This window comes from Shewanella sp. Scap07, from assembly GCF_013394145.1.
Taxonomy (GTDB): Bacteria; Pseudomonadota; Gammaproteobacteria; order Enterobacterales; family Shewanellaceae; genus Shewanella; species Shewanella waksmanii.
Genome location: NZ_CP041329.1, coordinates 2,930,604 through 2,944,977, shown reverse-complemented (window position 1 = coordinate 2,944,977; position 14,374 = coordinate 2,930,604). Strand labels below are relative to the sequence as shown.

At 46.2% G+C, this 14,374-nt stretch carries 9 protein-coding genes; 5 read left to right on the top strand and 4 right to left on the bottom strand.

The window, feature by feature from the left end:
• Positions 1–91 precede the first annotated feature (91 nt).
• Positions 92–595, bottom strand: a complete 504-nt coding sequence (locus tag FLM48_RS12875) for a DUF2062 domain-containing protein (protein ID WP_179024898.1) — start codon at positions 593–595, stop codon at positions 92–94.
• Between FLM48_RS12875 and FLM48_RS12870 the strand changes: the two genes are divergently transcribed.
• The 5 genes from FLM48_RS12870 to FLM48_RS12850 all read left to right on the top strand — a co-directional run bounded on the left by FLM48_RS12870 (position 525) and on the right by FLM48_RS12850 (position 7,004).
• On the top strand, positions 525–3,053 hold the full coding sequence (locus FLM48_RS12870; RefSeq protein ID WP_306294384.1) for a DNA internalization-related competence protein ComEC/Rec2: 2,529 nt from the start codon (positions 525–527) through the stop codon (positions 3,051–3,053). The genes FLM48_RS12875 and FLM48_RS12870 overlap by 71 nt on opposite strands.
• A gap of 34 nt (positions 3,054–3,087) precedes the next feature.
• Positions 3,088–4,905 carry a lipid A export permease/ATP-binding protein MsbA gene (gene msbA, locus FLM48_RS12865; protein ID WP_179024896.1) on the top strand — a complete coding sequence of 606 codons (1,818 nt, stop codon included), beginning with the start codon at positions 3,088–3,090 and terminating at the stop codon, positions 4,903–4,905.
• Positions 4,906–5,928, top strand: coding sequence for a tetraacyldisaccharide 4'-kinase (gene lpxK, locus FLM48_RS12860; protein WP_179024895.1), 1,023 nt, complete (start codon positions 4,906–4,908; stop codon positions 5,926–5,928).
• Positions 5,918–6,097: a Trm112 family protein gene (locus FLM48_RS12855; protein ID WP_179024894.1), complete on the top strand. Its 180-nt coding sequence runs from the start codon at positions 5,918–5,920 to the stop codon at positions 6,095–6,097. The genes lpxK and FLM48_RS12855 overlap by 11 nt, the downstream gene beginning before the upstream one ends.
• A gap of 193 nt (positions 6,098–6,290) precedes the next feature.
• Complete coding sequence (locus FLM48_RS12850; RefSeq protein ID WP_028772441.1) at positions 6,291–7,004, top strand: serine/threonine protein phosphatase; 714 nt, start codon at positions 6,291–6,293, stop codon at positions 7,002–7,004.
• Between the two features lie 23 nt (positions 7,005–7,027).
• On the opposite strand, the gene FLM48_RS12845 is transcribed toward FLM48_RS12850, so the two are convergent.
• The 3 genes from FLM48_RS12845 to FLM48_RS12835 all read right to left on the bottom strand — a co-directional run bounded on the left by FLM48_RS12845 (position 7,028) and on the right by FLM48_RS12835 (position 14,372).
• Entirely contained in the window at positions 7,028–7,906 is an 879-nt protein-coding gene (locus FLM48_RS12845; RefSeq protein WP_179024893.1) for an MBL fold metallo-hydrolase, read from the bottom strand.
• A 149-nt stretch (positions 7,907–8,055) separates the two neighbouring features.
• Positions 8,056–11,121 (bottom strand): efflux RND transporter permease subunit, encoded by a 3,066-nt coding sequence (locus FLM48_RS12840; RefSeq protein ID WP_179024892.1) that lies wholly within the window; start codon positions 11,119–11,121, stop codon positions 8,056–8,058.
• On the bottom strand, positions 11,118–14,372 hold the full coding sequence (locus FLM48_RS12835) for an efflux RND transporter permease subunit (RefSeq protein WP_179024891.1): 3,255 nt from the start codon (positions 14,370–14,372) through the stop codon (positions 11,118–11,120). The genes FLM48_RS12840 and FLM48_RS12835 overlap by 4 nt, the downstream gene beginning before the upstream one ends.
• Positions 14,373–14,374: the final 2 nt, after the last annotated feature.

Below are 14,374 nucleotides of genomic sequence, written 5' to 3'. Positions count from 1 at the left end.
ACAGAAAGTGGATTTGTTTGATGAGTTTCATAAAGCCAGCGATTTATGCTTAATGCCGTGTGAGCCACCGCGATGACTTATTGAATTGTGGCTAATTGCGTGCGCGCCATTTAAACAGTATCGAGTACTTCCACAGGTTATGGATAGTGAAGTAGCCGATCACCGCAAAAATAACACCAAGTACTAAGCAGCCGACGATAAATGGTGGGCCAATGGTAGAGATAGAGGCCTCTATCCATTGCCAACTGGCCTCAAATGCAAACGCTTGTGGTGGATGATTGAGTATTTTCGCCCCCAGCATATAAGCGGCGTAAAACATAAACGGCATAGTGATTGGGTTTGTGATCCAAACGAGGGCCACAGCGACGGGTAAATTGCAGTTGAACATTATTGCCAATGCCGCGGCAAGCACCATTTGAAAAGGCATCGGGATCCAAGCAACAAATAGTCCAACAGCAAATGCTTTGGGAGCAGAACGGCGATTCAACGACCAGAGGTTAGGCTTATGTAACAGCTTGCCAAACATGCGCAGATGTTTATGGTTCTGCAATGTTTCTGGTTTTGGCATGAATCTTTCGATGAATTTTTTTGGCATAGCGTCGGATTACAGTCTTAACTTATCTGTTATGAATCGATTTATGTTCGGCTACGTGATAGCCAGTATTTCTTCACTTTTATGGCCAAATCTATTATCTAACTTATGGGCAATGCTTACCTTGTTGATGGCCGTGGTGGTCATCAAAAGGGCACCCATACTTTCTGGTTGTCTGTTTTCCTTGGGCTGGCTAAGTCTATTTTTTACTCAAATGTTAACTCTACCGTCAACCTCTACTAATGGTGAGATTGTCGTGAGGGCGGAAATCATATCACTAGTTAATCAAAACAGCGACTGGATTAGTATGGATATTCGCCTGTTAGATGCAAAAATTTTGCAACATCCTTCACAAAAAATGCGGGTTTCATGGCAAAAGCCCGACAAGATACAAGTCGGTGAGCAATGGCAGTTTACTCTCAAACCTAAATCAATTACTTCGGTATTGAATCAAGGCGGGTTTAATAGTCAGCGCTACTTTCTCAATCGTCATATTGTTGCTAAAGGTCGAATCATCGCCGCGCACAAACTCGGTGAATCTAGCTCGTTACGCCAAGAGTTGCTTGCCTTTGCCCAACCTATATTGAGGACGTTGTCACAAGGCGATTTAATTCAGGCACTGCAATTTGGCGATAAATCCGCTATAGGTAGCGAGCGTTGGCAAGCGCTGCGTTTATCGGGCACCGGCCACTTGGTATCAATTTCAGGTTTGCATTTGACCGTGGTGGCCATGTGGAGCTTTGGCTTGTGCTTTTTGATACTCAAATACCTAAGTATAAGCCATGGCATGAGAAATTGGTTTATCGCCACTGTTGTCATGGTACTGGCTTGCATCGGATATGCTGCGTTGTCGGGCTTTGCTCTGCCTACGACTCGGGCGCTGATTATGTTACTGGTGCTCACGATACTTGGCATCATCAAGCGTTATAGTCAGCCCTATGAGCGCTTACTTTGGGCACTGTTTCTGGTGTTACTGGTGGATCCCGCCAGTCTGCTCGGTGCTGGATTTTGGTTATCTTTTGCAGCGATTAGCATAATATTTTCGATGTACTACTTATTACCAGCAAGCCGTGATGCTGGCCAATTAACCTCATTAAATCCCAGTGATAAAAAACCGCACCATTGGCGTGCAAGGCTCACCGACGCAGCAAAACGTTTATGGGCGATTCAGTGGCGCTTAACTGTCTTAATGAGCGTGCTACAAGGCATTTTATTTGGTGGTGTCGCGCCCTATAGCTTGCTGGTTAATTTACTCTTAGTGCCTTATTTTAGTTTAGTTATCATTCCGGCTTGTTTCGCTCTATTAGCCATGACTTTAGTCGTTTTTAGCGGGTCTAACTTTATAAGCGGTTTGGCTAATGGTGAGCAGGGTTTTGCAATGCCCGATTTGGCAAGTCCAGTTGAAGTATCCTTTAGCGCCACTGAGAATGCAGTTTATTGGCCGGCCAGAGTTATTGATGTGCTTCTCGTGCCAGTTGATTATCTTTATCAACAATTATTAGCGTTACCCGGTGCGTGGTGGAGCATATCTGAAGTGCAAAGTGCGGCGCTCATTTTTTGTTTAGTTGGCGTCATTGTCCTTTTTGTTGTCAAAACTTGGCGCTGGCGAACCTTAGCACTGGCGCTACAGCTCCCTTTAGCAGTAAGCCTATTGATGCCCGTAGTGCCCACTGATAAAAGCGATTGGCAACTGCACATGCTTGATGTGGGCCAAGGGCTAAGCTTAGTGGTGCAATCAGGAAACCGGGCGATTGTGTATGACACTGGCGCGGCTTTCGGGCAGTTCAGCTATGCTGAGCGCAGCCTGTTGCCTTTTTTGGCGGCTCGCGGCATAAGTGAGGTTGATTATCTCATTGTCAGCCATGATGATAATGATCATGCCGGTGGAGTAGAGCAGGTTTATGCGCGCTATCCAGATTTACATTTGATTAGCGACAGTCATGCTAACCGTGACGGTAAAGCAAATCATTGTCGACCCAGTAAGCTGAGCTGGCAACAACTCTCATTGCAGTTTTTGCTGCCAATTGAAAACCGTGCAGGCAATAATGGTTCATGTGTGTTGCTGCTTTCTGATGGCCAGTACACGGTATTGTTTACCGGCGATATTGAGGCCAGTAGTGAGCGGCAATTAATGAAACGCTATCCACATTTAACAGCAGATGTGTTGATTGTTCCTCACCACGGTAGCTTAACCTCATCAACCCCTGAATTTGTTAACCAGATCTCACCACTACTTGCTTTGGTACCAGCGGGTTATCAAAATCGCTATGGTTTGCCAAAAACTGCCGTCATGGAACGCTATCATGACGTCGATTCGTTGAGCTATGTTGCCGGAGAACAAGGGCAGGTTAGCGTAAAATTTACTCACTTAGGTATGCAAGTGAAGGCATATCGCTCAGATTTTGCGCCATTTTGGTATAACAGCCTGTTTGAGTTTGGTGAGAATAAGATTAGCGAGTAGAATGTTACCTTTGTTCTTAAGTATAGATTATTAAATGACGACATCTTCTCAAAGTGAAGTTCGCGTAGTATTTCTGCGACTGTTAACTTATTTTGTGCCATTAAAAGGGGTGCTATGTTTGTCGGTATTCGGCTTGATTCTTTATGGACTTGTCGATGCAACATTTATTTATTCAATTAAGCCTTTTATCGATCAAGGTTTCGCCAGCAATATTCCTGATTCAGCGACTGGTGCAGTCAGTGCAGTAGATCTAGGAATGGGCGCGGGCTTTGATTCCGACAACGATGTGTTGCGCATGGCACCATTTGTGGTGGTAGGCTTGTTTACGCTGCGTGGCCTCGCTAACTTCCTGTCTACCTACGGTATTTCCTATATCAGTGCCAGAATGATCATGGATATGCGTCAGCAAGTGTTTGAGCATTATCTACGTTTACCGGTTAGCTACATCGATTCAGAAAGCAGCGGTAATCTGATTTCACGGGTGACTTACGATACCGAACAGATAGCCAGAGCATCTGGAAGCGCGCTGATTACTATTGTGCGCGACGGTATTACCGTTATTGGTATGCTTGGGGTGATGTTTTATAACTCATGGAAATTGTCGCTGTGCATTTTGATTGTTGGGCCGTTAATCGGTTTAGTTATCGCGGTAGTGAGTCGCAAGTTCCGTAAGGTGTCCAAGCAAATTCAAGCGGCGATGGGTGGCGTAACGTCAGTCACTGAGCAGATGATTAAAGGCCATAAAAATGTGCTGGTGTTTGGTGGTCAAGATACCGAATCTAAGCGCTTTGCTAAGGTCAATGATGACAATCGCTCGCGTACGATGAAACTGGCACTTGCGCAGTCAATCAGTCAGCCGTTAGTGATGGTCATTGGCTCATTTGCGTTGGCGTTTGTGTTATACGCCTCTAGCTTAGACAGCATGAAAGCGGATTTAACCGCAGGTACGTTTGCCACGATTCTGGCGGCAATGTTAGCTATGTTACAACCAATTAAGAGTCTGACTCGCGTTAACGCTGAGTTTCAGCGCGGTATCGCGGCATGTACCACGATTTTTGAGCTATTAGATGTACCTGCGGAAACCGATAAAGGTACCTTTGAAACCGAGCGCGTCAATGGCCACTTAAGCTTCAAACAGGTCGATTTTAGATACAATAATCAAGAGGGCTTAGCATTAGACGGTGTCGATTTCAGTGTCAAACCTGGCGAAACATTAGCGTTAGTAGGGCGCTCAGGTTCGGGTAAATCGACCATTGCGAGCCTTATCACACGCTTTTATTCTGATTTAGAGTCGGGTGATATCACGTTAGATGATGTCAGTTTACGAGACTATAAATTAGCATCACTTCGAAGCCAAGTTGCTTTAGTGTCGCAGCAAGTGACGCTAATTAATGACACCATTGCCGCCAATATTGCCTATGCCTACCCAGGTGTAGTAAGCCAAGAGCAGATAGAGCACGCAGCGCAGTTAGCCAATGCGATGGAGTTTATTGAACAATTACCTGAAGGGTTGCAAACCCAAGTGGGTGAAAATGGCGTGATGTTATCAGGCGGCCAACGTCAACGCATTGCCATTGCCCGGGCGATATTAAGAGATGCACCGTTACTGGTGTTAGATGAAGCAACATCGGCTCTGGATACTGAATCTGAAAAAGCCATTCAAGGCGGTTTGGATAATCTTCGCCAGAACCGTACATCAATTGTGATTGCGCACCGATTATCGACGATTGAGAATGCTGATCAGATTTTGGTGGTTGACCAAGGTAAGATTATTGAGCGCGGTACCCACGATAGTTTGCTGGCTAAGCAAGGTGTGTACTACAACCTATATCAGATGCAGTTCGGTAGTTAGATGCAGGCGTTTGTCAATCGGTTGTGGTATGGAAAACACACGGCAGGCACCCGATTATTGTGGCTATTGTTGCTGCCACTGTCGGGCTTGTTTGCCATAATTACCGCGGTAAGGCGGGGCTTGTTTACCTATAAGATCAAACAAACCACTCGTGTTGATGCACCTGTCATTGTGGTAGGCAATATCACAGTCGGCGGCAGTGGCAAATCGCCTACGGTTGTCTATCTTATTAATCTGCTCCGTCAGCATGGACTCAAACCCGGTGTGATTAGTCGTGGTTATGGCGTGAGCTTTGAAGGTGTGCGGCATGTAACGCCACAATCCAAAGCACAACAGGTGGGTGATGAGCCATTAATGATTGTAAGCCGGACGTCGGTACCTATGGTGATTGGTGCAAGTCGGGTTGCCGCTGCGCAAGCACTAGTTAATGAATACGATATCGATGTGGTTATCAGTGACGATGGTTTACAACATTATGCTTTAGCGCGAGATATTGAACTGGTATTGATAGATGGACAGCGGCAACTAGGCAATCGGTGTTTAATTCCTGCCGGTCCGTTGCGTGAAGGTGCATGGCGCTTACAACACGTGGATTTTGTGATCAACAATGGCATAGCCACCACAGTAGGCGAAACCATGAGCTTAGTGACCGAAGCCATTAGGCCAGTTAACCCTATGTATCAAGGGGCAACGCCAGCGCTTAGTGATGATTGGCATGCCATCGCCGCTATTGGCAATCCGCAGCGATTTTTTGACACCCTATCTCAGGCTGGATTTAACACTCGAAAACAACATGGTTTTGATGATCATCAAATGTTGACTGCCGCAGACATTGAAGCGATTAGCGATAATGGCTTAGTCATCATGACCGAAAAAGATGCGGTTAAATGTCGCGATTTTGCAAAAGATAACTGGTGGTATTTGCCGGTAAGTGCCAAGCTATCCACCGAATTTGAAACAGCGTTGATGGCCAAGATTCACCATCAACTAGCGCATAAAAAAGGAAACCCGAATGGCGTTTGATAAAAAATTGCTGGATATTATTGCCTGCCCAGTATGTAAGGGTAAGTTAGAATACAATAAAGAAAAACAACAGCTTATTTGTAAAGTTGACCGCTTAGCTTATGCGATAAACGATGGTATTCCTGTACTATTAGAAAACAAAGCTGAGCCACTGCAATCTGAAGCGTAATTCAGATTGACGGCAAATACATCGAGCTGGTGAGCTTTACAATAGTGCAAGCTCATCGGCCCGTATATCAGTTTGTTAACCTGCATAGAATCGGTTATTTTCACGCCGTTAAGCCCTCCTGCCATACCGATAACATTGCATTTCCCTTGGTAAATGCGCATAATTCAGCGCTATTTTATCAGGGAGTCGATGCGTGAAGAGTCAATCATTAGCTGATGTTATTGAGCAGCAATTGCTTGAACATGCTGGCGAACGTATTGTGAGTTTTGAGCACCAAGGTAAGCGTTATTGGCTGAAACAGGCCGAGAAACTCACCGGAGCAATGCGTTTTTTGAAGCAACAACCTGATATAGCATTGCATAAAGAGATTGCCACTTTGCAATCTTTAGCGGCAAAAGGCGCAGCAGTGCCTCAACTCGTCAGTCACGGCAGCCATTATTTGGTGGTTGCTGATGTGGGCCGCACAGTCACCCAATGGGCATACGATCCGAAAACGCCTAAAGTGCAATTACAACAAGTGGTTGTCGATTCTGCCATTGCCCTCGCTGAACTTCATCAATTGGGTTTGGCCCATGGCCGGCCTGCACTAAGAGATATTAGCTGGCAGGATGGGCAAGTGGCATTTATCGATTTTGAAGCCAACCAAAGCCAGCAAGATATCCACGACCAACAGGTGCGCGACTTGCTTGTTTATATCCACAGTTTATATCGCTATATTGGCGAACATGAGGATATTGTTGACGCGGCTATTGAAGCGTATCGACAAGCGCAAGGCGAGACTATCTGGCAGGCAGCGCGTGTTAAAATGAAAGCATGGCAGTGGGCGAATTGGATAGTGGCACCGCTTAAAAACATCGGCGGTAAAGATTTACGCCCTATATATTGGCTACTTAAACACTTTAAGTAACCAATACTAGGCGGGTGGGATGATTATTGTGGCGACAGTCCTTTGTGTAGCGTTGCTATCCAACGCTCTTCAGAGATAAAGCGCCAGCCCCAATCTTTCCACTGCTCAGGCATGCCTTTCGCTTGAATATCTTCCAGCGAGCCACCATTAGCAAGTTGACTTTCCATCCAGTTAATTGATGCATCTAACATGTGTTTGAAGCGAATGAGATCATCGCGCGTCGCCAGTGAACCGTGTCCAGGTATCACCACAGTATCGGCATCGATTTTACGAATCACTTTGGCCACATTGTCTCGGTAACCTTTAACCGAACCCCCGGCATCAAGATCGACATAGGGGAAACGATCTTTAAAAAACAGATCACCCATATGAACAATATTCTCTTTTTGCCATAAAACAATGCTATCGCCATCAGTGTGTCCAGCACCAGCATGCATAAGCGTTAACACATCGCCATTGGCGTGAATCGAAGTGTCTGTAGAGTAAGTGATTGTTGGCAAACCCACATCTTTATAGGATGGGTTAGCGCTGAGACGCTTCAGCACGTTGTTGTGAGCGAAAATCGTCCCCGTTTGGCCGAAGGTATTGTTACCACCAGTATGATCGCCATGATAGTGGGTATTGATGATGTACTTAGGTAATCCTGGTTGGATATCAGCTAATGCCGCTGAAATCTTACCAGCCAAAGGCGCAAATTGATTGTCGATAATAATGATGCCATCGGGGCCCACTGAGACCCCGATATTGCCACCTGCACCAGTGAACATGTAGGCGTTGTCTGATAGCTTAGTCGCTTTGATTTCCACATCGGCATACTTATCTTTTGTCGCGTGACTGTAAAAAGCAGTGCTGGCCAACGTCATTGCTGCTATTGCCCAAATCTTTGTTTTTATGGTTATCATTGAATTGGTTCCGTTAACATTTTCCTAACGCTTAACTTAACTGCATTTATTCGTGGCTGCAAATAATTAGCATTTCTAATGTTTCAGGCATTAAAAAAGCGGCATTTAGCCGCTTTTTTGTGGTGCAGAATTAAGGTTATGTTTGTGGCTTAGTTATGTACCCAAGGTAACAAACGTCTTGATGTCGCATCAGCTTGCGATAGCTTCATGCCTGCTCGATGACGCATACGGTACAGGCCTTGATAACACAGCGGCACCAAATACAAACTCGTTAACGTAGAGAAGGTCAGTCCGCCAATAATAGCGATCGCCATAGGTGAATATGACGGACCACCGCCACCAATTTGAGTGTCGCCCATTGCGAGTGGTACAAGACCTAATACTGTGGTGCCCACTGTCATCAACACAGGACGCAACCGAGTGACACATACTTGATGTACCGCTTGGGTTAACTCCGCCAAATCCGGCGTCTTCTGGTTGATTTGGTCCACTAAAACAATGCCATTATTGACCACTATCCCCATCAAGATCAGTATGCCTATCATCGCCATGACCGACATTGGCGTGGCGGTAACTAGCAGCGCCCAAAATACTCCGGTGATAGAGAACAAGATTGAGGTAATAATAGCAGTAGGCAATAACAGTGACTCAAACAGGGCTGCCATAACGATGTAAATCATTGCAATGGCCAGCAGCATATTGGTCACCATGATGGCTTGGTCTTCATCTTGACGCTGGAAACCACCGCGCAGTGAATAGTCATACCCTGGTGGGAAGTCAATCGCGTCCATCACTAGGCTTATTTGCTTTTGTGCTTCTTCGGTCGTGATTTCGTCCAAGTTAGCCCCAATAGATAATGCCGTTTGACGATCATAGTGTCGTATGGTGTCAAATCTAGGCTGAATTGCGACAGTCGCTAGGCTTTCTAAGGTATAGACTCGATTTTCTAGTCGCACTATGGGCAGTTGCTTTAAACGTTCCAGCGAATCACGCCATTGACGGTCATAAGCAAGCTCAATTCGTAGCTCGCCGCTGGGATCATGTCTAAATGAGCGTAATTGACTGCCTCGTAATGCCATTGAGATAGCTGACGCCACTTCATTGAGTTTTAAGTCAAGCCTGGCTGCCATTTGACGGTCAATTTGAATCACCACCTCTTGCTGAGCACCGTTAAGCTCAGAGCGCACATCAGCGAGCCCTTCAATATCACTTAAAAGTGGCAGCACTTGCTCGCTCAAGCTGATAAGTTCAGCAGTTGAGCGACCCGTTAAGGTGACCCGAATACCGTTGTTTTCGCTGCCCCAACCAAACTGCGGTTTAGCGATTGCAAACTTAGGAAATCCCTCACGAATGGTGCGTTTGAGCTCATTGATGTTGACATCGGTATCCTCATGCAAAATTAACGTCGACTGTCCTCGGTCTGGAGAGTAAAAGCTATATACCGATTCAATGTGAAACGCTTCTTGATTTGCGTAGAGGTAATCTTCCATGCGATTAATCATCGCTTCGGTGACCTCTAGGCTATGACGTCCCTCAACTTGATAGTTAATAAACAAGCGGTTATTGCTGGCACCATCTTGCTGGTCCTGCTGGACCATACTTAAGGGCAGGGCGGTCGATACCAACATTAAAATGGCAATCACTCCAGAGATTTTAGGATGGGTAAGCACCCAGTTGAGCGATTGCTGATAGTAATGTTGCAATTTGCCCGTGTGGTTTTGCTTATCTAAGTCAAAATCCATCCGGCTTAGCATCAACGGGATTAAGGTTTTAGCCACCAGCAGGGAGGCGGCCAGAGAAATACAGATAGAAATGGCCACGTGTTCTAGGAAGATGGTCATTTCAACTTTAACACCAAAGATATTGGGCAAAAACACGATAGCGGTTGTGAGCGTGCCGGCTAATACCGCTAATGCGACTTTGTTAACCCCTTTTAGCACTGCGCTTTGGCTGTCGGCAAGAGATTGCTTATCGACGTTTTGTTGCTGTTTTTGCTGCAGTACGCTCTCACACACCACCACAGCATTATCAATCAACATACCCACGGCAAGCAGCAAGCCCATCATTGAAAGAATGTTGAGACTATAGCCAAGTAGGTACATGGCGGCCAGCGTCATGCCAATTGCAATTGGCACTGAAGATACCACCACTAAGGTCATTTTTAGGTTGCGAATGAACAAGTACAAAACCGCAATGGACAACAGGGCACCGATTAATCCTGCGGTGAGCAGATCGGTCAAAGAAGACTTAACCCCGTAAGCTTGATCTTCCATGACATACAATTTAATGCCATTAAACTGCTTGTCTTCTTTCGCAGCTTCAATCACTTTTAGTACGCGCTCTGACACATCGACCAGATTGGCACCTGATTCTTTAAACACATCCAAACCCACGGCGTAGTTTTGATCTAAATGACGACCTTCAAAACGCTCTGGCAGGGCAAAATTAACACTGGCGATATCGCCTAAGCGAATGCCAGGCGCGAGCACCACTTGAGCTATCTGATCTAAATCGAGGAATTCGCCTTTAGGAGAGACTTGCAATACTTGATTGGCAGACCGCAGTGAGCCAGCACTAATCACAAAGTTCTCTTGGCCTAAACGGCGCTGCAGGGTTTGCACGCTAATGCCGCTTGCACTGAGCTTGTCTGCATTAATCCTGATTTCTATCTGCTTTTGTTCAACACCGTACAGCGCAACTTGCGAGACCCCTTCAACGCGCTCTAATGGTTGCTTTAACTGCTTATCGAGCAGGTCAAAGGCGCCGGATAGTTCACGCTCGCTGGATATTCGAATGGTGAGCACGGGCATATCGGCAGTTGAGAACTGACGAATGAACACTCGCTCAACATCTTTCGGTAGCAAGTGGCGCACCGCATCGATTTTCTCCCGCGCTTCTAAGCTTTTAGTGGCGACATTTTGTCCCCACTTCATGCGCAATTCAATCTCGGCGCCATTTTGTGAAGAACGGCTGCGTAGCTCATCAATGCCGCCCATGGTTGCTAACGATTCTTCCAACACATTAGTGATATCTCGTTCAACTTCTGCAGGCGTTGAGCCTGAATAGGGCACTTCAATGAATACCTGCGGAATATCAATACCAGGGAACATCTCCAATGGCAGTAGACGACTCGATGCCATGCCAAACAGCAAGATGGCAACAAAAAACATGCTTGTGGTGACCGGTCGCTTTAAAGCTTGACGGGTTATATTCATGCTAACGCCTCCTTGCTAGTCGATGCTGGCTGAGGGTCGGTGTCGAATTGTTTGCGATCAAACAGCGCGTAAAGCACAGGAATCACCACCAGTGTTAACAAGGTTGCCAAGGTGAGACCGAAAATTACGGTAATTGCCATGGGGGCGCGCACTTCGCTACCATCTCCTAGACCCAGCGCCATAGGCGCCAAGCCCAACGCTGTGGTCATGGTGGTCATAATAATCGGACGTAAGCGCGACTTAGCCGCTTGTTCTACCGCGAGCAGTTTCTCAACCCCTTGCTGGCGCAATTGGTTAATACGATCGACAAGCACAATGGCATTGTTGACCACAATCCCCGCCAGCATGATAAGACCGATGAACACCACCACGCTCAAATGGGTTTGGGTGATATACAGCCCTAAAATACTGCCACCTACAGCCATCGGCACCGCAATCAAAATCAATAGTGGATGTAGCAGTGACTCAAATTGGCTAGCCATCACTAAGTAAACCAGAAATACGGCTAACACTAGGGCTATTTGTAGTGACTGGAATGAATGTTCCATCTCTTCATTTTGACCACCAAATCGTACCTGAATAGAGCTAGGTATCGTTTGCATATTAAGGATTTGACGCGCCTCTTTAACCGCCTCATTGAGATCGCCATAGGCAAGATTGGCCGACACAATAGCTACACGCTGCTGGCTAATGCGGTTAATGGCAGATGGGCCTAGGTCGAGCGAAATATTAGCCACGGCGCTTAGTGGAATAGGCTGGCTGCTATTGGGGTTAATGATCATCGAATCTATGTCGCTTATTTGATCGCGCTCTTGTACTTCGCTGCGCACCAAAATATCGATTTTACGATCCCTAACCGTATATTGACTGGCAATTGTGCCACCAATTCGCTGCGCGATACGGTTAGCAACGGTCGGTGCATCCATGCCTAACGCTGCAAGTCTGGCATGGTCAAACTGAATGCTGAGTTCTGGCTGACCATCACGCAAACTGGTATTGATGTCTGCAAAGCGCTCTGAATCAGACAGGGCATTCACCAAATCGTCAGCCGTTTGCTTCAGTAAAGGTAGATCGTAACCAGTCACTTCAATTTCAAGCGGTGTTTTGAAGCTAAATAACTCTGGGTGCTGAATTTTGGCTTCTAGCTCAGGTATACGCATCGCGGTAGTACGTAATACTTCAGTAACAGCGTTAAAGGCTTGATGATCTGCCAGTACAACCTGTAAGCGACCCCAGTTTTCACCACCGCGCGAGGTATCAGAGGTCATTAGTCCACCGCTACCCGCTTGGCTGTATGCGTGCTTAACATCTTCCCGGTCTTTGATGGACAAGGCTAAGGTTTGCAATACGCGGTCAGTTTCGCTGACTTGGGTACCTGGCGGCAGTAACACTTCCATGTAAAACTCACCTTGGTTCATCGGTGGAATAAGCTCCATACCAAGACGCGGCACTAAGCTGCCCGCACCAGCCGTGATGGCTACTGCAATCGCTATCGTGGTGACTTTGTGACGTAAAGCTTGGCTAAGTAGGCCGTGATATAGTTTTTCTAATAGCTGGTAACTCCAGTTAAATGCCGCGGTAATTGGGCGCATGATCATACCCGCAGCCCAAGCTATGGTTCGGCCAATCATCAAACCCACTGTGAGTAATAACGACGGGAGATAGCTAAACAATACGATAAACGGGAAAGAAAACACTGTGGCACTGTAATGTTTAATCTTGGCCATTTTGCCAACCGGCTTCGGTTTTGGCTCAGGTTTAATTAGCTGTGGTAGTGCCTTAAAGCCTTCTCTGGAGGCCAACATAGGTATGGTGGTTAATGCGACAAATAGTGATGCTAAAAGTGCAAAGGTGACCGTCAAGGCTTGGTCTGAAAACAACGCACCGGCGACACCATCGACAAAAACTAACGGAATGAATACCGCTAAGGTCGTCAATGTTGACGCGAAAATAGCGCCAGCCACTTCTTTGGTACCCGTGACCGCTGCTTCTAGCTTGCTCATGCCTGCTTTTTTACAGCGGTCGATATTTTCCAGCACCACAATGGCATTATCAACCAACAGACCCACTGCGAGTGCGATACCGCCCAGTGACATGATATTTAAACTGATACCAGCAAAATACATCATGTTGAAAGTGGCGATAACAGAAAACGGAATCGAAATCGAGATGATCAGCGTTGGAATAATATCTCGCAAGAATAGATAGATAACTAACATAGCCAGTAAGCTACCGATCAATGCGGCTGAGGTGACCTCTTTTACAGCACTTTCAATAAATTCCGATTGGTCATAAATGACTTCAAGTTGCGCTTTTTCGCTTTTGGCATTGAGATTAGCCAGTTCTGCGGTGACTTTGCGGGCTACTGCGACCGTATTAGCATCACCTTCTTTATAGATGGCTAGCTCAATCGACTCTTGCGAGCCAATACGGGTAATATCATTGCGCTCTTTATGGGCGTCAGTGATGGTAGCAACCTCGAATAAGCGCACTAAGGTTTGATCATCACGATAGATGATGATTTGTCCTAACTCATCTAAAGAGTTGAATTGATTGAGTGTCCTAACTAAGTACTCTCTATCACCCTGAACAACTTTACCCGCTGACAGGTTAATATTTTCTTCTGCAATACGATTGCGGATGTTTTCTGCGTTTAGGTTGAGTTGACTCAGCTTGTTTTGATTGAGCTGAATATGAACTTCCTGCTCTAGACCACCGGATAGACGAACGGCGGCCACGCCAGTGAGCGATTCAAGATTGCGCTTTAACTCTTCCTCTGCATAGGTTCGCATCTGTTTTAATTCAGCGCTAGAAGCATCAGGTACTGACAAAGCTAAACGTACAATCGGGTCAAGATTAGGATTAAAGCGTAATAGTAGGGGCTTTTTTACATCCAAAGGGAGTTCGATGGTGTCGAGTTTTTCTCGTACATCAAGGCTGGCCATGTCCATTTCAGTGCCCCATTCAAACTCAAGCACAACATCTGACATACCAGAGCGGGAAATGGAGCTAATTTTACGCAAGCCTTTGACGATACCGACCGCTTCCTCTATTGGCTTTGACACCAATTGTTCAACCTCAACGGGCGCAGCACCGATGTATTGAGTACGGATAGTAATGGTTGGATAGCTGAGATCGGGCAGTAGCTTAACTGCCAGACGGCTAAAGCCAACCATACCGAATAAAATGATGGCTAACATAAACATCCACACCGAAATGGGACGTTTCACAGATGTGTTTATGATTGACATTA

What these genes read in the sequence shown, in the direction of transcription:
- FLM48_RS12870 (WP_306294384.1), top strand. Translation starts at nt 525, where the DNA reads ATGCGCAGATGTTTATGGTTCTGCAATGTTTCTGGTTTTGGCATGAAT.
- FLM48_RS12875 (WP_179024898.1), bottom strand. Translation starts at nt 595, where the DNA reads ATGCCAAAAAAATTCATCGAAAGATTCATGCCAAAACCAGAAACATTG.
- msbA (WP_179024896.1), top strand. Translation starts at nt 3,088, where the DNA reads ATGACGACATCTTCTCAAAGTGAAGTTCGCGTAGTATTTCTGCGACTG.
- lpxK (WP_179024895.1), top strand. Translation starts at nt 4,906, where the DNA reads ATGCAGGCGTTTGTCAATCGGTTGTGGTATGGAAAACACACGGCAGGC.
- FLM48_RS12855 (WP_179024894.1), top strand. Translation starts at nt 5,918, where the DNA reads ATGGCGTTTGATAAAAAATTGCTGGATATTATTGCCTGCCCAGTATGT.
- FLM48_RS12845 (WP_179024893.1), bottom strand. Translation starts at nt 7,906, where the DNA reads ATGATAACCATAAAAACAAAGATTTGGGCAATAGCAGCAATGACGTTG.
- FLM48_RS12840 (WP_179024892.1), bottom strand. Translation starts at nt 11,121, where the DNA reads ATGAATATAACCCGTCAAGCTTTAAAGCGACCGGTCACCACAAGCATG.
- FLM48_RS12835 (WP_179024891.1), bottom strand. Translation starts at nt 14,372, where the DNA reads ATGTCAATCATAAACACATCTGTGAAACGTCCCATTTCGGTGTGGATG.